The following is a 20704-nucleotide window of genomic DNA, read 5'->3' as shown; positions in this document are numbered from 1 at the left end:
TTATATACAACTAATTAATGACTAGGCAAAAAGTTGCCAAAAGAGGGCATTCTAATGCTATTGTTCTATCAGTGATGAATTTACGATGTGTCTGTCAGGACGTTGTACTAAAAGAAATTAAAGCAGTTAACTATTCGTGTTCTAAAGGGAAGCCATAAGAACTTCCTGTTAATAACCCTGCTGTAAGACGTTAGGAGTTAACAAACTAAATTAAAACATAAACATACCGGCTTTGTTTTCTCCCTTTCGGAGCTTATTTCCGTCAACACCAGGCTCCTGCGGCCCCCACCGCAGGAGTTTTTTTATGAATAAACGGGCAGCAGGTTAAAACTTGATAAGATATGGGCAGCAGCATTGAGTACGCCAAATAGCAAAATCAAGCCGAGCATCACATTACCTCCCCAAACTCGATACATAGGGCTACCAAATCGTTTACGGGATGCTCTGGCAAGTAATACGGGAACGATAGCAGCCCAAACTGTTGCAGCAAGGCCAGCAAAACCAATCGCATGAATAAAACCATTCGGATAAATCATTCCACCAACCATTGGCGGAAGAAATGTCACTAATGCCGTTTTAAAGCGCCCTAGCTTGGTATCATCAAATTTAAGCAGATCAGCCAAGTAATCGAACAATCCAAGCGTGACACCAAGGAATGAGCTGGCAACCGCAAAGTTAGAAAAAAGAGTCAATAATAAGCCCAGAGCAGAACTGTTCAATCCTCCACTTAATGATTGAACCAAAACATCAATATTGCCTCCTTTTGCTATGATTTCGACAAAATCATGCCGGGAAATATTTCCCATTGTTCCAATCAACCAAATCAAATAAAGCACCAAGGCCATTGATGTCCCAATAAACAGGCATCTCTTTATTTTTTCTGGCTCTTTTCCATAATATTTCATCAGGCTAGGAACATTGCCATGATATCCAAAGGAGGCCAGGCAGAAAGGTAAAGTCATTAATACATAAGGCCAGTAAGTCGGATTTACTTCAATTGTATTAAACAATACCGTTGGTTTAACGTTATAAACCAAACCACCAAACGTCATAAAGAAAGTTAATACCTTAGCACCAAGAATAATTGATGTTATCCGGCTGACAGTTTTCGTACTTAACCAAACAATAAATGCAACAACAAAAGCAAATAAAAAACCAGCAAACCCAGGTGAAAAATCTATCGATACCTCCCGCATAGCATGTTGAATAATCGATCCACTAGCGGAAATATAAGCGTAAGTCAGTATATATAAAACAAAAGCAAGGGTAATACCATTAATGATATTCCAGCCATTGCCCAACAGATCTTTTGTGATGGTACTGAAACTTGAACCAATTCGATAATTAAGATTGGCTTCCAATATCATTAATCCTGAATGCAACATGCAAAACCAGGTAAAAATCAAAGTGGCAATTGACCAGAAAAACCATGCTCCTGACATGACAACCGGTAAGGAAAACATGCCCGCACCAATAATCGTTCCACCAATGATCATAGCGCCGCCAAATAAAGATGGAGACGATTTTTTTATCGGCAAAGTAGCCATATATGTTACCCTAGCGTGGCTTTATACCCGTTATCCTTCAAGTTGCCTCTTTGTTGGCTGCGCTCATTCACCCCGGTCACATAGTTAGCTATGCTCCCGGGAATTCACTCCCTTGCCGTCGCGATGCATCTTGAAATCCATAGGGTATATATGATAAGCAGTAAAATTTGGGATGCTCTTAAATAAGGAGCACCCCGATTATTATTATTTAATTGGTTTTAATCTTGCAACAAAATGTCGTAATACGGATGGCTCATAAGTAAACATTAATCCTTTAATCTGAGGAATTCGCTCCTTTAAAGAAATAAAAGCTTCTACAACATAATCCATATGATCATTAGTATAGACGCGTCGAGGAATAGTTAATCGCAAAAGTTCCATTGGTGATGGTTTCTGTTTTCCCGTTTTTGGATCACGACCTAATAACAAAGAACCAATTTCCACACTTCTTATTCCCGCCTCCAAATATAATTCATTATTCAATGCATGAGCAGGGAATTGTTCCCCCGGAATATGCGGTAATAATAATTTAGCATCAACAAATACAGCATGACCACCGGTTGGATATTGAATGGGAATACCTGCATCTCTTAATCTATTACCTAAATAAGCCACCTGATTAATACGATATGCCAGATAATCCTCATTCATCCCCTCTTCAAGACCAATTGCCAATGCCTCCATATCGCGTCCGGCGAGACCGCCATAAGTCACAAATCCTTCCATTGGCACACAGCGGGTACGCACTTCATTAAAGAGCTCTTCATCATCACGGAAACAGCAAAGACCACCAATATTGACCAAGGGGTCTTTTTTAGCTGACATTGTTAACATATCGCCATATTGATACATCTCCTTGACAATCTGCTTAACAGATTTATTTTCATAGCCCTTTTCTCTTTGCTTAATAAACCAAGCATTTTCACAGAAACGGGCTGAATCAATCACCACAGGAATATCATGTTGCTTTGCTATTTCATACACAGCGCTCATATTAGCAATAGAGATAGGCTGACCACCGGAGCTGTTACAGGTAACGGTTGTAATAATCGCAACAATATTATCAGCGCCATGTTCCGCTATCGTTTTTTTCAATTCATCAATATCAAAATCGCCTTTCCACTCATAATAGGTGGTGGTATCAAAGGCTTTTGGTGTAACAACATTAATCGCTTTCGCGCCATTTAATTCAACATGAGCCGCTGTCGTATCAAAATGGAAATTAGAAATAAACACCGGATGCGTTGCACCACCTTGTGCTTTTTTCCGAGCAATTAATGTCGGAAATAAAATCTGCTCCGCTCCACGCCCTTGATGGGTCGGAATAGTATATTGGTAGCCAATTAATTCATTAACTTTATCACATAGATGATAATAGTTACGGGAACCTGCATAAGCTTCATCCCCCATCATCATCCCCGCCCACTGGCGATCACTCATTGCTCCAGTGCCAGAATCTGTCAGCAAATCAATATAAACCGCGTCACTGGGTAATAGGAATGGATTATATCCGGCTTCTGCTAATGCTTTTTCACGTTCGGCACGGGTAGTCATACGAATATTTTCTACCATTTTAATACGGAAAGGTTCTGGAATACGTTTCATATATATTTTTTTATCCAATAGTTGGCTATACTGCATAATTCAGACAAATTTCCAAAAACAACCAGAAATACGCCAGAATAAATATAGTGATTACAAGATTTAATTTTAAATATAACCAGAACAACTAATCAGGGAAAAAATGAGAAATACGGTGATCGACATTAAACCATGCTTGCATATTACAAGAACAAATAAGATGATAACGTACAAATATAGAAATCATAAAATGAATTTATTCCCTGATTAAAATCAATCATTAAGATATAGATAATATTTAAATTATCCGTGACCAATTCCACAAAAATAGAAAGCATCAAAAATATAATTTTATATATAGATTCAATTTAGTTAATCAGATAAATTATCAAGATAAACAGACAACGGATTTAATAAAAAAATATAACAATGCAATTAAGCATCATTAATTAAATAAACTACTAACACAATAAACCACGAATATAATTTACAAAAAATCGCCCTTTAATAAAGGGCGGAAAATAGAGAAAAACATAGGTGTAATTCCGCATAATACAATAATTGCACTAGCTGAATATCAATATAATTCCCCTCTCGATTAACTATTTTTTTCAACTACAACAGGCGTTGGATAATCAGAGGTTAAATGATTAGGAACGTGAGAACCGATAATACATGTTGCAGTATGAGATGAAAAAACGATACATTTTATAGCACATATAGGAAAATGTGGTTGTAGCACACAAGCATAAGTAGATGTGGAAAAAGCAGAAAAAAAAGTCAACGTTAAAAGGGACCAAAGTAACTGGTGTTGTAATCTATTTATCATCATATCACCTCACTGAATGGTATATTTTCATTTCCTTATGTTCGACTCCTTTAAATTAATTATAGGACAAAATTTAACCACAAAGATTTTTCTATCACTTTGTTGATAAATCGTTTAAGTTATCATGAAAAACTTAATGACCCGATTTGAAGAATCTCTACAATCCAACAAAATTATTCATCAATATCAAACCATAAACAATATCCCATAATAATTCATTAGGCATATATAGATACCCATATATTGACCAATTTGATATTTCATAAGCACCACTAATACATTAAAAAATTGTGTAAAATATTTTTAACCCGGGTATTTGAATTTTTTATCAATTCCGCTAATACATCCGACAAATAGTAATGCTAATATTTGCTGCTAATCATTTCCTTTATGATGCTCATTGATCGTTATTTGATTCGTACCACAAGGCGTTGTTCAAGCAGAAAAAATCCAATCACAGAATTCATCTTTTTATCTTTCTATACCTAATAGATTTCGAGTTGCAGCGCGGCGGCAAGTGAACGAATCCCCAAGAGCATAGATAACTATGTGACTGGGGTGAGTGAAAGCAGCCAACAAAGCAGCAGTTTGAAAGATGAAGGGTATATATCTCATCCCTGTTAACGGATAAATAAACCATGTACAATACCTGAATATTTTCTGAGTATGCGGCATCTCAAGAAATAATTCATTTACCTTTTTCAATAAGCAGGTTTTTCAAATGCATCAAACTGATGTTACTGAGCGCTCGCTCTTTTCGTTAAGCTGGCCGATTTTTATTGATATTCTTCTCCATCTGGCCACTTTATTAATTAATACTTATATGGTGAGCCATGTTTCTACTTCTTATCTGGCTGCCATGGCCGTAGGTAATCAGGTATTTGATCTGTTTATCACTATCTTCAACTTTATCAGTGTTGGTTGCAGTGTCGTTATTGCTCAATATATTGGTGCAGGCAAACGGGATAAGGCTAGCCAGGCAATCCATATTTCTATTGCATTCAACTTTTTGCTTGGGTTTATCTGTGCACTGATTCCTATCTTCTTCGGCTATAAGATCTTATATATCATGAATATGCCGGAACATCTGATGGAAGATGGTTTTAACTATCTGCACATTCTGGGTATCTGTCTGATCCCCGAAGCTATTTCGATTATTCTGGCTGCTTGTTTGCGGGTTTATGGGAAATCAAAACCGGCAATGTATGTTACTTTGATTGCTAACGTGCTGACAGTGCTAGGTAATATGATCGTCCTGTATGGTTTCTTCGGATTACCTAAATATGGTCTGGAAGGTGTTGCCTGGTCTACGGTCTTTGGCCGGATTGTTGCCGTGATCCTATTATTCTGTCTACTCAGTTATGGCCTGCGGATCAAATTTACGCTGGCAGGTTTCCTGCGCTGGTCACAAGGTATGTTGGGCAAAATCTTATATATCGGTTTACCCGCAGCGGGTGAAAACGTAGTGTGGATACTGCAATATATGGCGGCCATAGCATTCATTGGACTGATGGGTGAAATTTCACTGGCGGCACAAACACTCTATTTCCAGCTATCACTATTTGTGATGTTGTTTGGCATTGCCACCAGCATTGGTAACGAAATTATGGTTGGCCATCTGGTCGGTGCGAAACGGTTTGAAGATGCTTATATTCGTGGCATTAATAGTCTGAAAATCGGCTGTATCGTCACTATTGGCGTGGTCACTGCTTTCTGGCTGTTCAGAATGCCGATTCTGCATTTTCTGACGCAAGATGAAGCTATTATCAAATTGTTGTTACCACTATTCTTGCTATCCGTTTTTCTGGAGCCAATCCGTACCGCAAATATCGTTATGGTAAACGCGTTGCGTGCTTCCGGTGATGCGCGTTTCCCACTATATGCGGCCATATTCTTTATGTGGTGTATTGCTGTTCCGGTAGGGTACTTTTTGGGGATCAAAATGGAAATGGGCATTTTAGGTATCTGGATCGGTTTCTTCTGTGACGAATGGTTGCGTGGGCTCACTAATATCTGGCGTTGGAAATCTAAAAAATGGCAAACTAAGCGACTCGATATTTGAATGATTAAAATAACTGTTCAGCCAGTCTCCTTAAAGTAGTTTCTTCCAGTTACTCCCCACAACAAGAGGTGCCCAAATAGGTGCCTCTTGTTAATGATCGAGTGGAACGCAGTCTGGTAACAGACTGCATTTATGCTTAATCACCTATTTAAATTAAGGAATATTGCTAATAAGCGAAATTCTACATTCTAAACATTACGATCAATATCATTGTAAATATATATAGCCTTCATCTTTCAAGCTGCTGCTTTGTTGGCTGCTTTCACTCACCCCAGTCACATCGTTATCTATGCTCCTGGGGATTCGTTCACTTGCCGCCGCGCTGCAACTCGAAATCTATTAGGTATATTCATACAAAATAACCAATGAAATTATATTATAAGTTATTGTTGCCGATAATAAAAACAAACTATTTTTATAAAAACCACCTATGCAATAGGTTTATATATAATATAAACAAATAATTCCACAGATGAATAGAATGTAATTGTATAAATAAGGTTTCATAATTCCGCTACACATGGTTTTATTCAACTCATTGTTATACATAGGGTTGTTGGTAGATAAGGTGTAGCACCATTTTGGAAAGTTATTTATTCATCATCGTTACTATTTTAAATTCTCGGTAATTATATTTCCCTTATAATTAAAATTAACCACCCTAACAAATTAAATTATTAATATTGTTTATTTAAAATAAACAAGAATATATTAAAGTCACTACCTAAAAAAATAGAATTATATTATTTAAAGTAATTAAAATATTAGATAAATAACACAAAATTTTCCCTATCAACATTAGCAGAATTCATTTCCTATATATTTAAACTGAATCTCTATTTACCTCCCCCTAAATTAACTCTTCTTAAGTAAATATAAGATTAACTGGCTTAACAAAGTTATCCAAATTGTTATATTTAGCTAATAACCCTGTTGAGAAATTTTTTCTTTCCACTATTATGAATCGATGAACGGTTATTAAGTTCATTAAATTAATTCGTTTATTTTTAAGCATATTTGTTTATTGCGTTAAAAGTTTTAATTTTATTAATCACAATCGTTATTAATTTTTAAACCTAATAGATTTCGAGTTGCAGCGCGGCGGCAAGTGAACGAATCCCCAGGAGCATAGATAACGATGTGACTGGGGTGAGTGAAAGCAGCCAACAAAGCAGCAGCTTGAAAGATGAAGGGTATAAACCATTAAATTGGGATCATTTAGGTGTATTCAATGATAAGTAAGAAAACATTCGAGATATTTCCCTCCGTGGATATTGTTGACGGAATAGCAATGACATCGAATTCCGCAATTCGATTAACCCGTGGTGAAAGCTCAACATTACGGAGACCTTTAGGTACCCCGGCGGAAGTCGCACTAGCCTGGCAAAATGCCGGAGCAAAATGGATCCATGTTGTTGATCTTGATGCTGCATCAGGACGGGGCTCAAACAGCCATCTTATTGCCGATGTCCTGGCTGCGGTCGATATTAATGTACAGGTCTGTGGCGGAATCAGAGATGAAACCATCTTGTGCAAAGTATTAGCAACTGGATGCCAGCGAGTTAATTTGGGGACCGCGGCATTAGAAAATCCAGATTGGTGTGCCCGAGCCATTGCAGAATATGGCGATAAGATCGCCATTGCTCTGGACGTAAAAAGCACATCAGAAGGTTATCAACTGGCAACGCATGGATGGAATATCAGCAAAGGCAATCTCTGGGATGTCCTTGAGCGCCTCGACAAACAGGGTTGCCAACGCTACGTCGTAACCGATATTGAGCGGGGGGGCATGATGAATTCGCCAAATTTCACGCTATTACAGGAAGTCTGCGCGAAAACGTCATCACCCGTTATTGCCGGCGGCGGAGTATCGAGCCTGGATGATCTCCGCGCTTTAGCGGATATGTCCACTATCGGTGTCGAAGGGGCAATCCTTGGCCAAGCTCTACATATTGGTAAGGTTCCTCTCGAAGATGCCCTTGCTGCAACACAATCACCGAGACGTTGAATATGTCTGAATCTTTATCTCCTGCTTTGGATCTTCGCTCTATTGGTTTACTGGGCGAATTGCGTAGCGTACCTGAAACACGCTATTTAACTAAAAAAGTCATGGCATTGCCAGGTTTACTCACAGAGAAGCCAGCATTTGTAGGTTCTCGCGGTGCGGCCTATTACCAACAAAAACCTTGTCACGAACTATTGATGGCGGCGAAATATTACACGGAATACCTCTCTCAACTTGAGTGTACCGACAAGCTGTGTTCTGCCCCATCAAAATATATATTGGCCGATCATAGCCTGGCAAAATTGCTCAGAATTGTTGATAGCTTATTAAGTTCTCCGCAGACGGTTAATGAAGATATTGTGCCATTCATCGATGGGATAAAAGAGTGTGCAAAAGTCGTCAGCTCAACACTGATGGGCACACCATTTACTTTTTCATCCTCTCCGATCCATGACCTGAAATTGCCTTCATCCACGGAACACAAAGTGCCCAGACCGTTTATTGAAGGGGATAATCATCTGTTAACTTTGGCCGCTGCCCAAATTGACATATGCCGCGACTCCTCTGTTGTTGGCATCATGTTGGGAGGATCAGCGGCAGCGGCAGTCACAGCCGCAGCATGGGATAGTGAGCTCAATTTAGTGAAAGTTTCACGTTACGATGATACGTCTTGCAAGAGCAATCATCTCTGGGGGCGCAATATTCCATCCGGGCGAACCGTGACAATTATTGATGATAATTGCGGAACAGGAGATACCTTACGTCAGGCAATCGATCTGGTCATGGCCCAAACCGGACAACGTCCAAAGGCCCGTGCCGTCGAACTGCATTGGGAAAAATTATTACGTACCCGCGTTTATGGGCATGCTGATCGTGTATTCAGCCCTGAAACCTTGGATGTCTTGACGCCTTGGTGTTTCAGGCATCATCAGGTTTTGGATCGTTTAGTTAATCAGCCTTTCGCGGATGATAAATATGCTCACACAACCACGGCGGATTGGGTTGCCTATTCATACAGTTTATTGTCTATCCTTCATGACACCCTGACAGACCCAACATGGGCTGCCAAATTATTGCGCTTTTTATTAAATCTAAAAGCACAAATACCGCTGAATTATGAACAACCGATCGATGCATTTAAAGCCCTGGCATATCAATGTCCTGAATGTTCAGTTCGCAAAAGTTAGTTTGGAAAAGGGAGAGTTAATTAATTATGACAACAGCACATATTATTTGGGATTGGAATGGTACATTACTTAATGATGTCAATGTTTCATTGAGTGCAACCAATTTCGCATTGGCGGAAATTGGTATTGAACCGCTGACGCTGGAACAATATCGGGAATATTATTGTGTTCCAGTACAAACTTTCTATAAACAAGTGATTGGCCGTGAACCTTCATCTTCTGAATGGTCAGTGATCGGAAAAACGTTTAATTTTCACTATCGCCCAGGTATTCAGAAAGCCAGTTTAACGGAAGGTGTGAGCCAACTCCTCGCTTCCCGCTATGAAACAGGGGCAACTCAGTCATTATGTTCATTGATGGAGCATAATGAATTGGTCCCTATGCTTGATAATCATGGTATTGGTAAATTCTTTACCCAAATAGATGGTAGAAATACGCCATTATTGATAACCGGCAAATCAGAGCAGTTAGCTAACCATCTCAAAAAACTCAATGTTGCTCCTGAGCAAAGTGTGGTTATTGGAGACGCTACCGATGACGCAATTGCCGCATTAGCAACAGGAGCTCATGCCATTCTTTATACCGGAGGAACCCACAGCCGTGTCAGTCTTGAAACTGCCGGTGTTCCCATTGTTGATACATTAAGAGAAGCTCTATTAATAGCGGACTCTTTGGTCCATCAACAGTAATAAAGAGGCTGTTCAATATAATCCGATAAGATAAAGGATAATTTATAACGGTGTACGAATAGATATTTAGCACATTAGTTTTAAAAGAACAGCTTAGTATTTAAAAACAGATTATTCATTTAAAAAATTATCAAAGATAATGACTTAACTACTACTCAAACTAAATCAATAAATAATAAGGAATAGATTTATGTTAACTGCTGTAGTTGGACTCCAATTTGGAGATGAAGGTAAAGGAAAATTTGTTGACTATTTATCTGGCAACATTAATAACATTGCTCGATTCAATGGCGGCGCTAATGCGGGTCATTGTGTGCAACATGGTGATCTAAGAAGCTCATTTTCTCAATTACCGGCGTCACTCAACAAAAAGAATTTATATATCTGCCAAGGTGCTTTAATCAGTCTTCCCGTGCTGGTTAAAGAGATCGATTTTATACAAAAAGAAAAAATTGATTCTAATATATTTATCGATCCGCGATGCCATATCGTCTTACCATTACATTCTGAGTTAAATAGAGCGTCAGAAAAATATAAAGGTAAACAGAAGATAGGTTCAGTTGGTGTCGGCGTGGGGGCCTGTGTTGAAGACAAAGCCAACCGTCATGGCATTCGGCTTATTGATACCCTTGATAAAGAAAAATTAAGGAGTAAATTAGAATTTCTTTGGAATATCAGAAAAAAGCAGATTAACCATGTTTTTAATGCACAAACCACATTAGATTTTGAAGAGATGTTAGAAACAACGCATCAATATGGCAAGAGGATAGAACCCTATTTCACGTTCACTAATGAAGTTATCGGTGATTTACTTAATGCTGGAGAAGATGTTTTACTTGAGACATCACAAGCCACTTTCTTAGATAATAGTTTTGGTACTTATCCCTATACCGTGGCATATCAGACATTAGTGCAAACCTGCTTTGCAATGATAGGTATACCGGCACAGAAAATGCATATTGTTGGTGTAATGAAATCCTATATGATCCGTGTCGGTAATGGGCCATTCCCCACCGAATTATCGACAGAACAGGCTGATTATATTCGGGAGCGTGGGAACGAGTATGGCACCGTTTCAAAAAGGCCGAGGCGTTGTGGCTGGTTGGATTTATCCCTGATTAAACATGCAGTGAAACTCAATGGCGTAACAGAACTCGCCATAACGAATGTTGATGTTCTTGCTGATTTACATGAAATAAAAGTCGCTATTGCCTATGAAATGGACGACAAGCTCATCTGTTGCAATGACGCATTATTACAGTTCGACAGAGTTAAACCTATCTATAAGACATTTAAGTCCTGGGGAGCACTTAACTCATCATATACACATTTAACGGAACTGCCTATTGAGCTGATTGACTTCTTATCTTTTATTCAAGACTATGCTGGAGTCCCAATCAAATATATTTCCTATGGGCCAGACAGAAATCAAACATTAGTCATGAAATAAAAGCGGGGAGAAAATAATGATTAATTATGTAACAGGGTTTATGTTTTCTAAAGATAAAAAACATGTCTCCCTGATTTCAAAATTACAACCCAGTTGGCAAAAAGGGAAGCTCAATGGGATTGGTGGAAAAATAGAAGCTGGTGAAAGCCCTCAACAGGCAATGGCAAGGGAGTTTGCTGAGGAAGCCGGTATTGAAACACGTCCCGAAGAGTGGCGATTATTTACTGTTTTAACCCGCCCTGACGTTTATCAGGTAAATTTTCTCTATATGTATGATGATCGTGTCTATTCTGTCGATTCTATTGAAAAAGAGATCGTTAATATCTATGAAGCAAATTCATTACCCGATAATGTGATCTATAATTTACGTTGGTTGATCCCGATGGCGGCCGATGAGCATTTACGCTTCGATAAAGAAATAGAAATAACAGAAATGCGAGGTTAGATACAGTATAAAGAATACTGTATCTAATTAAGCATTCTAACAAACACAGAAGCACCTGAGCTTAAAATCGGTGCTTCTGTGAAATAGAAAACAACATCGCCACCAAACCATTTCGACAAATTCCCCGATCTAAGCAGATGGTTCGACGAAGTTAATATCCGACCACACGGAAATCACCGCAACAGCCCTGGCTTGCCCGCCAGCACCGTCAGTCTTCAACAGAATTGGCACTACAGACAGTTGCGTTGAAGCGGTATAACTATCGTCCCCGAACTTAACGTATCTTGCGTCCTCCCCTGTACCTCGGTGCCCAGTACTGAGTAATAAGGGTTTATTGGCAGAATCGAAGAATGCGAAAGCGACTTCCTCTATCGACGAAGCCAATGCATTCAGTTTGCCCGGCACGAATGGCCCATCGATCCGGTAAAGCAGGCGTGAATTTTGGAATACCCCGTCATCGCCGGAACAGGTGCTGTTTATCCCGATCTGTCTGGCCGACGCCAGTGGGTCTCCCGCCTGTTTGCCCGTTCTTTTCACCGTTCCCCAATCCACCGATGAAGGTGTCAGGACAACCGCACAGGTGGACGGCTTTTTGACCGGTGAAAGGATAACCGTGGCCCACAGGGGTTTCAGCATGCCGTTAGAACCCGATATGGACGCAGGAGTCCAACCGATCGCGCCCACTGACAGGGGGCTGCCTCCTACCTTCGCATTAAAATTGCCGTCACTGTCCGGGTAAATCGCCCCTGTCACGGTACGGACACTGACATCAACCAAGCCGTTGGCATCGGGAACGCAGGGAATGCTAACACCGGCATTCCCCTTGGTCAGACTGGCTGATTGATAGGTATTGGGTGAACCGTGCGTCTGGCAAGAGAGTGAAGATTGCCCGATATCAACCATAAAGTCGCCGGCCCTTCCTACCCGGACGCTACTCGGTGACGACGAAGAGATCAATGGGCTCGTTCCCGATCCCACTGTATAGGCCATAAACTGTGTCCCGGTGGGGACGCGACAGGTTGTCGACCAGTCAAGGGAGCCACTGGTGGTATAACCCACTATCTTATCTCGTGAGTAATCACGCTTATCTTTGTTGTTTGGCACCATGGCATAACCGGTGACGTTGCGAGCCCTCTGCACCAGTTCAATCTCACAGTCCTGATAACTCTCTGCCGCCTGGAGTGGCAAAGTGGTCAATAAAAAAAGCAGTGATACCCCCAGGCCCATGAGGGTTGGAACGGGGTTTTCTACATTACCGCACCACAAACGTTCAGTGTTTAACATTCTTCTTCTCTCCAAACTACTCATCTGTTCAAATCGCTTACAGACACACTGCATCTGCCTGCACCAGTTGCCCGGGTGTATCGGACGGCACCTGATAACGGGTGGTACATTGCTGCGTTGCCCCGTTTCCCCATTTGACTTTCACGCGACCAGCGGGGGGCATGCCGCTTAAATAAACCCGGCCGTTATCGCCCACAATGCCACCGCCGGCCTGAGTGGCATTCTCTTCCAGCGTCGCGGTGGCGCCAAAGGGCACCGGTTTGCCATGATGTGTCAACGTCAACAGTAACTGGCTGCCTGAGCGAACCTGATAATTTGCCAGCGTCACTGCTCCTCTGGTCGGATAAACGTTCTTGCTGGTCTGGTCAATATCCACACCTTCCGGCAGGGTGGACGGATCCAGATTAATCGTGTTTTTTTGGTAGACCGATCCGCCCGGCAGTACGGCGTAACCACGCCAGTCGGTCTGCACATTGCCGTCACCGACCGTCACCCCTTTCGCCCCGGGCGCACGGACCAACACCGCTTCATCACCCAGTGAACGTGATAGCGTCATGCCGTAAGGATGGATCAGGAGGGCACCAGAAGCCCCGTAGGTGAAATGATGGCTATTAGCGCTGTCGTTGTAGCCCAGATTAACGTTCCCCTGACTGCCTTGATAACTCAGAGACATAGCCCGGCTGTTTTGCTGGCCGCTATTCCCCCAACCTTGCTGGAGGTTATAATTCAGGCGGTTATCCCATAACATGCCACTGATCCCGGTCTGCTGCGTGGTGTTACCCTGCGAGTCGCGCGAGACCGTATAGCGGGTGTAAGCACCCCGTAGCGCAGACGATGACCCAAAGAGACTGAGTGGGACCTGCATATTGAATGACACCTGACGATTCTCCGACCAGTGGCCTGCCCCTTCCATACGATAAATGTTATAACTCAGGTTATAGCTGATCCCCATCAGCATCGCGTTATAACCCAAATTCAAATTGTTGTCGGTACGGCCATTCCAATAATCATTGCGCGTCCCGGAGGCGTAAAGACTGCCCCAACGTCCTAGCGTTTGGTGCAGGTTCACCTGCCAGGTGCTTTGACGTCGGTCAAGCGCCCACGGCACCTGATATTCATTCAAGCTGTACCCCATGCTGTTAACATCACTGAAACTGTAATAATGCGGAGTGGAATAGCGATAGGCAGCCAGATCAATACCGGTGCCGGTACTGATCAGGTTCTTGGCATATTTCACCCGATAAGCTTGGCCCTGTTGCCGGTTATTTTCCTGCCCCTTAGCCCCTTGCAACTGGGCCCGTGCAAACGTCACATCCGCAGACAATGCGCCAAATGCCCCCAGTGACACGCCCGAACCTAATACACCCGACTGGTAGTTGCCTGCAATCAGTCCCCCACCGTACAGAGTGATATTATGTGGCAAACCATAAACCAACGTACCCAGCGCAAATACCGGGGAACGGCTGCCGTCGGTGAGGTTGCCGCCGTGATATTGACCAGCCGTCAACTCATATATAATGCCACCGGGCCGCTGCATCATCGGGACAGACGAAGAGGAGAGAGTAGAGACACGAGTACTGCCATCTGCCTCTTTGATCGTGACCGTCAGGTCGCCAGAGTCCCCGATGGTGTACAAATCGGTGAAACGAAACGGCCCCGGCGCTACCGTGGTTTGATACACGGTATAACCATTCTGAGATACGGTCACCTGCGCATTAGAGCTCGCCACCCCAGTTATCTCCGGGGCAAAACCGCGCTGACTGTCAGGCAACATAGCCTCCTCGGAAGCCAGTTTCATGCCCCGCAACGGGATACTGTCAAAAATATCCCCGCCGGTATAGGTTTCACCGGCCGTAAATTCACCACGCAGTGACTGAACGTTACGTTGCAGATAGGTATTACTCACCTGCCATTGAGTCTGCGTAGAGGGGGAAAAACCGGAAGGCCCTTCGTTGCGCTGGCGATGGTAACTGTACGTTTGCGTACTGCGCAGACGCCACGGCCCCAGATTCAACCCATTACGAAAAGAGGCAAACAGATTACGGGAGCGTGATCCGCCGCCGGTTTCCTGACCATCATAACGCCCTTCCGAACCATTGACGGTGTAATTCATCAAAAAGGCCGGAATACCGTTATCCCACAGTGACGGATCGACCCTCCCGGAATGGTGAGGCTGCATGACTGCCTGAGGGACACTCAAATCCAGACGCAAACGGGCGAAATCCAATATCGCGCGGGCGTGTGGGATCTGTTTCGTCAGATCCGTGATGGGGCTGCCGCTCGCTTTTCCCTGAAAAGCCGGTAATCCGCGAATATTAACCCCATACTCTTCGAACTGTGTAACCGTTAATACCGGTTGCAGATGGCCGTTGATCAACCTAAATTCAATTTCGCGGTTGTCTACCTTATTCTGGTTCATGTAGATATCCACCAGATAGCGTCCCGGTGCGACATACCCCGCGTTCTCATACGCCGAGAGATCGATATGCTCCTGCTCCCCCATCGCCCCCATTAGGAAAGCGGGATTAAAGTATTCCCGCGCAGAGGCGGACAAGGTTGTCGCCATCAATGAACATAGCAGACAGACATATACAGGGCGGAGCCGGAAACTGCCCGGTTGACCGGGCACACATTGGCTACCCGCCGGCCGCGCAGACGAAAATAAAATGTTTATTGCCATAGCTCATCTCTGCTTCTAACTTAAGCCTATGCGGTTAATCTTGAGGTCACTTTGCCGGGCGCCACCCGCAGGTGAAGACGGGTCATAACGGAACATGGCGATCCTGACTATCGCCGGGAAAACGCCAGACCAGAGGCTCCGGTATCCCAGCGGTAAACGAATGGGTTTGAAACAAATGGGTTTGAAACGAATAGGTTTGTATGCCTTTCGGGGGCACCATCGCCTGACGGGTGTGATCATCCGCCTGTTGGCTGCCGACTTTCAGGGCAGAAAAGGTCAGAAAATAGGGCGTAGGGTTTTCCACCCGCAACTGTGTTCCCTGAATAGAAAATTTCACCTGTTTAGCCACCGTGGCGTTATCCCGGTCAGGGACTCCCAGAGGACGATAAAAAAGCCGGATATTCATCTGTAAGGCGATCTGCACCTGCGACACTTTGTCTATACGGTGACTTAATGCCGATGTATCCACAGTGTCCGGTACGGCAACGCCCGGAATAGCCCGCAGCGAGACCACGAAGGCCGATTCCCGATCCGGCGGTAATTGCCCGCCAAGCTGGCGAATACGGAACGAAAATTCCTCGCCAGCCTCGACCCGTTTTAACGGCGGCAGGACGACAAAAGGGGGAACTTGCTCGGCTTGGGTGTCAAAGCGACCCGTATCGGGGTCCATTGGGCTGACAAATCCCTGTACCAGATAGTTCTGCCCCGTATGATTCGTCATACTGAGTGTCACGCCACCCGGGCTATCTTTAGCCACATAAGACAACTGCATCGGGGAGAACGATAGCCCTTGATTATCAACCGCCTGCGCCTTGAATATATTCCCTAGCAGCAGGGCGAAACCGAGGGAGTAAAGCATTAACCCCCAGTGTGTCCGCCCATGCCGGTTACTGACTCTCTTCATTCTCCACCTCCGTGGAAAAGTAGAAAACAAGGGCGGATTTAACGCGCCACCCTGACGGTAAATAGGTTTGAAGCCCCGCCGTAATCATTAATCATCGACCAGCTCACCGAGTTTTTACCCACCAGCCCGGCATAGGTCACACAATCCCGCGGCGCTATCATGGAGGGATAGCGGTTCAGATCGAGCACTTGTCCGTCCAGCATGAGGCTGTCCAGCGACAGAAAATACGGGGTGGGATTGCACGCTTTGATGCCATCGGGTTGCGATTGAAAGCGGAGCTGCCCATACGCCTGTTCCGGCAACATCGGCAGGCCATGCGGTCGCCAGAAAAACTTGATCCGCATCCCTACGCTCATCGATGCCTGATCCCGAACAGGCTCATCCGTCACTGGCTGAGTCGCAGGGATGGCGTTCATCCGCACATACCCGAGCGATTCCCGATCCACCGGAAAAGGGGGCCGGTTAAACGTAGGCAAAATACGCAGGCTGTTCTGACTGTTGGCCTCCAGCCTGAACAGCGGTGGCGTCACCACAAACGCCGGTGCGGCTTTATCCTGATCTTCCGTTATCCTGACCTGCACCAGCCACGCCTGAGGCGTGGTATTAACCACCGTCAGCGTTTGCGCCCGTTCCCCTTGGGTAAAAATCACCCTGGTTTTATTCAGACTGATACCGGCGGCCTGACAAGATTCTGTGCTAGTCATCCCTAACCCTAGCCAAAACACCAGCGGCGCCAGCCGGTACCGCACCGGACGTATCCGACCTGTTTCCACGACGCCTCCTGAAACCTGTTATCTGAGAGACACTCAGTGATAGTCAAATTGAAATTGAATGTGCGCGGTCAGTTCACCGGGGGTCGGCACAGCCGTGCCGGATTCATGTCGCATATCCATCAGGAAGGTGATTTGACTGTCTTTAGCGGCGTTACCCGGTGGCGCCAAATTCACATAATCGCCATTTTTCAGGTAGCTCCCCAGTCCACCTTCGGGCAATTGATAGCGCAAGCCAAAGCCTACATTTCCCGCTACTGTGGAAGCTTTATCCCGAAATAGCGTCGGGTGGTCTTCTGACGTGGGGCCAGCTATTTTAATGGCCGGGGTACGGCCCGCTCTGGCTGATCCCGCACAACCTGACAACGCCAGCGTAATGGGTTTACTGCCCGCCGCATCAATATGTTGCGTGCTACGCCACACCTCGGTGAGTGGTACGGATGAAAACACCACGGATGATGTTTGCATGTTGAGCTCACAGGTTGGCTGTTCCAGCGTCAGCGCCAACGTCAGTTCTGCCGTGTTGGAGCTCGTTCCCCCGGGCGGGGGGGCGGTACAGAGCAGGCTGGCTAGTGTTGTCCGTCTGATAAGGGCCCACGGTTTTCGCATTACGGTATCTCCCCTTGATAGGTGGATTCTCCGCCGAGGTCATTAATCACCGTCCAGCTCACTTTGGCTGGAGAATGCCTTCCTTTTAGTGATAAAGAGAGGTCAGAGAATGGGGAGACCATGTTCGCTTTCTGCTGCGTCATCAGCTCCTGTCCGCCTACCTTTAGGGAGGTGAAGGTGATGTAATAAGGTGACGGATTGGTAACCGTTATTCCCTCGGTTGTCGGTTTGAAGCGCAGTGAACCAAATCCCTGCTCCGGCGAAACCGATAGCCCTGACGGGCGATACATCAGCTTAATCGTGTTAGCTATAGCAAACTGGATTCCGCCGGAGACATTCTGCCGGGAGTGATTATCGGATTCAGAACTTAACGGAATGGCCTTCGCAGTAAACCAGAACAGGGATTCCCGGTCGGCAGGCAGCGACGGGCCGGTTTTAATGATACGTACCTGATTCTGGCTGTCGGGTTCCATACGAAACAGGGGCGGCGTCACCAGAAATGGGGCCGTTTTATCCCCCTCAGAAGTAGAACTGACTGTCGCCTGTATCAAATAGACCGCCTCTTTACTGGTATTGCTCACTGAAGCGGTTGTCGCGCGGCTATCCGCTGGATAGATAATGCGGGTAGTATTAATTCCCACTCCCCCCGCCTGCGCGGAAGTGACCGAGCAACCTAATAGAACGGTCACTATCATTACTGTCATCAATCTTTTCACTGACTCACCTGAAAATGTCTGGTTTAGTATTGCGTAAGTAAGAATTGGGCCTCCCTGTCCAATTCCACGGCTATGTGCTTCTAAACGCCTAACGGCGTTGAATTAGTCATACTCGACTTTCACGGTCAGGTTCGCTTTGGAGTCAGCTGCTTTTATCGCCGCCGCACCAATCTTAGCCAGCCCTACCTTAAGCGTGATGGCATTATCACCGGCTATTGCGGGGCTGTATTGGGGATCTTTTAGGTTAATTCCTGCATTTGCTGGTACAACCTTATCATTTATCGTCAGCACAACCGCATGGTCGGTGATTGCAGTATTACCCGCAGCGTTAAGAAGCTGAAAGTAATTAGCGGATGATGCTAATGCAGTACCGGCAACCGTCAATTTAACGCTTTTCGCGGAACTCCACAGAGGGCATTTTTCTGTTTTAATCGTGACGAATTTTTGCGTGTTAGCTACGATTGCGCCATTTCCTACCGCAGTAAAATCAGATACCAAAGCGGTGAGACTAACAGGCTCTATTGCTGCAAACTTACAAGTCTCCGCAGTCACTGAAGAGCTTATCGCCAGAGTACCGGCACTCACTTCCTCCGCCATAGCCTGCGACATTCCCCCCAGACACAGTGCTGCTATCGCACAGGTCTTCAAAATTTGTTTTTTCATTTCATCTATTCCTTTTATCTATTCGATATATTTTGCCTAAAACAACACCACGACAAGTTAAACAGCCAGATCGCTAACGCGGTGCGTTTACTTGTCATTTGAGTTATTTTTTTGCTGGTTAACTTCTGAATTTTGATTAAACCATCGCTAACATATCTATTTCTGAGCGGGAAATATTGGGTGGCAGTTTGTTCTCTTTTTGAGACAATCAGTTATTAGCTCCCCGACATATTCAACATTCATTCCTGAACGTTACGGTGTCGTGAGTGTTCTATCTGTGCATCAAATAACGTATCCGTCCGGCAAACTGTTATTGTGGAGAGAAGAGATTATTCAGAGTATGAGTCGACGCGGAAACTGTTGGGATAACGTGCCAATAGAACGGTTATTCAGAAGCTTGAAAAGTGAATAGATACCGGATGGGGGCCATCCAGATGAGATATCGGCCAATGGCTGATGGATTATTACAATCAGTGCCGTCCTCACCGCTTTAATGATGGCGCTACCCCGGTAGAGAAAAAGGAATACTGGAAAAAGGCTAATAACGTATCCTAAATTAGTGGACCACTACAATTTTTGAGCCTGATAAGCCATTTTACTTTGATACTGTTAAAAGGCTGCGAATTAAATGGTTGAATAATATTCAAATGCTTTTGAAATTATTTCATTAACTTCACTCTTATAAAGAATAGCCTCTCTGATATCAGGATTAGTGATCGTTTCCCAAAAACCATTCCCATGTTCGTCTTGTTTTAATTCACTATACTTAGCGCCGAGTATCCTAACCATATCACCATGAGAAACAGCAAAAACAATAAAACCAGCATCATTAATATTTTCTGTTGATGCTTGATATTGGTAAGATTGCTCAAAATTTTCAGGCTCATCTTGTCCTATCAACTCTGGGGAAATCATTCCTAACATAAAGTTAAAAGCATCTTTAGTTCCTTTTTCAAACAACACTTTATTTTCCTGAAAAGAAAATAAAGCATTAGTATTGTCTTTCAACGAAAGGACATCTACCCAAAGGGTAGATGTCCTTATTTCTTCAGGGAAGAAAAAACCATCAATACAAAAATGGAAAAGTCCATTTTATAAGTATCATCACTCCATTCTGGAAGATGTTGTATTAACACTGCAAAACGATATGGATCACCAAAAATCATTTTTATCTCCATTTTCCAGACAAACCAAGTTGTTTTTTGACTTCATTAGGAATGTCATTTTTATTCAATGGATTTTTACATCACCAGTACTTCCATTCCAGTGATATTCCCCATTGG

Annotated in this window: 16 protein-coding genes and 2 pseudogenes; 7 read left to right on the top strand and 11 right to left on the bottom strand. The window is 44.0% G+C overall.

Going from position 1 to position 20704, the window contains the following annotated elements; genetic code table 11:
• Nucleotides 1-302: 302 nt before the first annotated feature.
• The 3 genes from mtr to tnaC all read right to left on the bottom strand — a co-directional run bounded on the left by mtr (nt 303) and on the right by tnaC (nt 3375).
• On the bottom strand, nt 303-1547 hold the full coding sequence (gene mtr / locus D3222_RS12430) for a tryptophan permease (protein WP_118986455.1): 1245 nt from the start codon (nt 1545-1547) through the stop codon (nt 303-305).
• Between the two features lie 204 nt (nt 1548-1751).
• Nucleotides 1752-3152, bottom strand: a complete 1401-nt coding sequence (gene tnaA / locus D3222_RS12425; protein ID WP_118986507.1) for a tryptophanase — start codon at nt 3150-3152, stop codon at nt 1752-1754.
• Between the two features lie 124 nt (nt 3153-3276).
• Nucleotides 3277-3375, bottom strand: coding sequence for a tryptophanase leader peptide (tnaC, locus tag D3222_RS26715; RefSeq protein WP_118986454.1), 99 nt, complete (start codon nt 3373-3375; stop codon nt 3277-3279).
• Nucleotides 3376-4678: 1303 nt separating this feature from the next.
• Between tnaC and D3222_RS12410 the strand changes: the two genes are divergently transcribed.
• The 6 genes from D3222_RS12410 (at nt 4679) to D3222_RS12385 (ending at nt 11795) form a co-directional block, all read left to right on the top strand.
• Nucleotides 4679-6019, top strand: coding sequence for an MATE family efflux transporter (locus tag D3222_RS12410; protein WP_118986452.1), 1341 nt, complete (start codon nt 4679-4681; stop codon nt 6017-6019).
• Nucleotides 6020-7250: 1231 nt separating this feature from the next.
• A complete protein-coding gene (locus tag D3222_RS12405; protein WP_118986451.1) occupies nt 7251-8027 on the top strand; it encodes a HisA/HisF-related TIM barrel protein in 777 nt (258 codons plus the stop codon).
• Between the two features lie 2 nt (nt 8028-8029).
• Nucleotides 8030-9211: a phosphoribosyltransferase gene (locus D3222_RS12400; RefSeq protein ID WP_118986450.1), complete on the top strand. Its 1182-nt coding sequence runs from the start codon at nt 8030-8032 to the stop codon at nt 9209-9211.
• A 26-nt stretch (nt 9212-9237) separates the two neighbouring features.
• Nucleotides 9238-9900 carry an HAD family hydrolase gene (locus D3222_RS12395; RefSeq protein WP_118986449.1) on the top strand — a complete coding sequence of 221 codons (663 nt, stop codon included), beginning with the start codon at nt 9238-9240 and terminating at the stop codon, nt 9898-9900.
• Nucleotides 9901-10090: 190 nt separating this feature from the next.
• A complete protein-coding gene (locus tag D3222_RS12390; RefSeq protein ID WP_118986448.1) occupies nt 10091-11350 on the top strand; it encodes an adenylosuccinate synthase in 1260 nt (419 codons plus the stop codon).
• 16 nt (nt 11351-11366) lie between these two features.
• The gene (locus D3222_RS12385) at nt 11367-11795 is read left to right on the top strand and encodes an NUDIX domain-containing protein (RefSeq protein ID WP_118986447.1); all 429 of its coding nucleotides are present in this window, start codon (nt 11367-11369) and stop codon (nt 11793-11795) included.
• A gap of 129 nt (nt 11796-11924) precedes the next feature.
• On the opposite strand, the gene D3222_RS12380 is transcribed toward D3222_RS12385, so the two are convergent.
• The 7 genes from D3222_RS12380 to D3222_RS12350 form a co-directional block, all read right to left on the bottom strand.
• On the bottom strand, nt 11925-13079 hold the full coding sequence (locus D3222_RS12380; protein WP_118986446.1) for a hypothetical protein: 1155 nt from the start codon (nt 13077-13079) through the stop codon (nt 11925-11927).
• A 37-nt stretch (nt 13080-13116) separates the two neighbouring features.
• Nucleotides 13117-15759 (bottom strand): fimbria/pilus outer membrane usher protein, encoded by a 2643-nt coding sequence (locus D3222_RS12375; RefSeq protein WP_118986445.1) that lies wholly within the window; start codon nt 15757-15759, stop codon nt 13117-13119.
• A gap of 82 nt (nt 15760-15841) precedes the next feature.
• Nucleotides 15842-16663, bottom strand: a complete 822-nt coding sequence (locus tag D3222_RS12370) for a fimbrial biogenesis chaperone (RefSeq protein ID WP_118986444.1) — start codon at nt 16661-16663, stop codon at nt 15842-15844.
• Between the two features lie 38 nt (nt 16664-16701).
• The gene (locus D3222_RS12365; RefSeq protein ID WP_232832502.1) at nt 16702-17367 is read right to left on the bottom strand and encodes a fimbrial biogenesis chaperone; all 666 of its coding nucleotides are present in this window, start codon (nt 17365-17367) and stop codon (nt 16702-16704) included.
• Between the two features lie 102 nt (nt 17368-17469).
• Complete coding sequence (locus D3222_RS12360) at nt 17470-18042, bottom strand: fimbrial protein (RefSeq protein WP_118986442.1); 573 nt, start codon at nt 18040-18042, stop codon at nt 17470-17472.
• Nucleotides 18042-18758, bottom strand: a complete 717-nt coding sequence (locus tag D3222_RS12355; RefSeq protein WP_118986441.1) for a fimbrial biogenesis chaperone — start codon at nt 18756-18758, stop codon at nt 18042-18044. Before D3222_RS12355 ends, D3222_RS12360 begins: the two co-directional genes overlap by 1 nt.
• A gap of 102 nt (nt 18759-18860) precedes the next feature.
• Nucleotides 18861-19421 (bottom strand): fimbrial protein, encoded by a 561-nt coding sequence (locus tag D3222_RS12350; RefSeq protein WP_118986440.1) that lies wholly within the window; start codon nt 19419-19421, stop codon nt 18861-18863.
• A gap of 310 nt (nt 19422-19731) precedes the next feature.
• Here D3222_RS12350 and D3222_RS25965 point away from each other — a divergent pair.
• Nucleotides 19732-19976 (top strand): annotated as a pseudogene (locus tag D3222_RS25965) (integrase core domain-containing protein); the annotation flags it as partial.
• Between the two features lie 69 nt (nt 19977-20045).
• On the opposite strand, the pseudogene D3222_RS12345 reads toward D3222_RS25965, so the two are convergent.
• Nucleotides 20046-20587 (bottom strand): annotated as a pseudogene (locus tag D3222_RS12345) (immunity 42 family protein).
• Between the last annotated feature and the right edge of the window lie 117 nt (nt 20588-20704).

It is taken from the genome of Photorhabdus sp. CRCIA-P01, assembly GCF_003545805.1.
Taxonomy (GTDB): Bacteria; Pseudomonadota; Gammaproteobacteria; order Enterobacterales; family Enterobacteriaceae; genus Photorhabdus; species Photorhabdus antumapuensis.
Note: the sequence above shows the minus strand (reverse complement) of the source record. Positions and strands in the feature narration are given on the sequence as shown.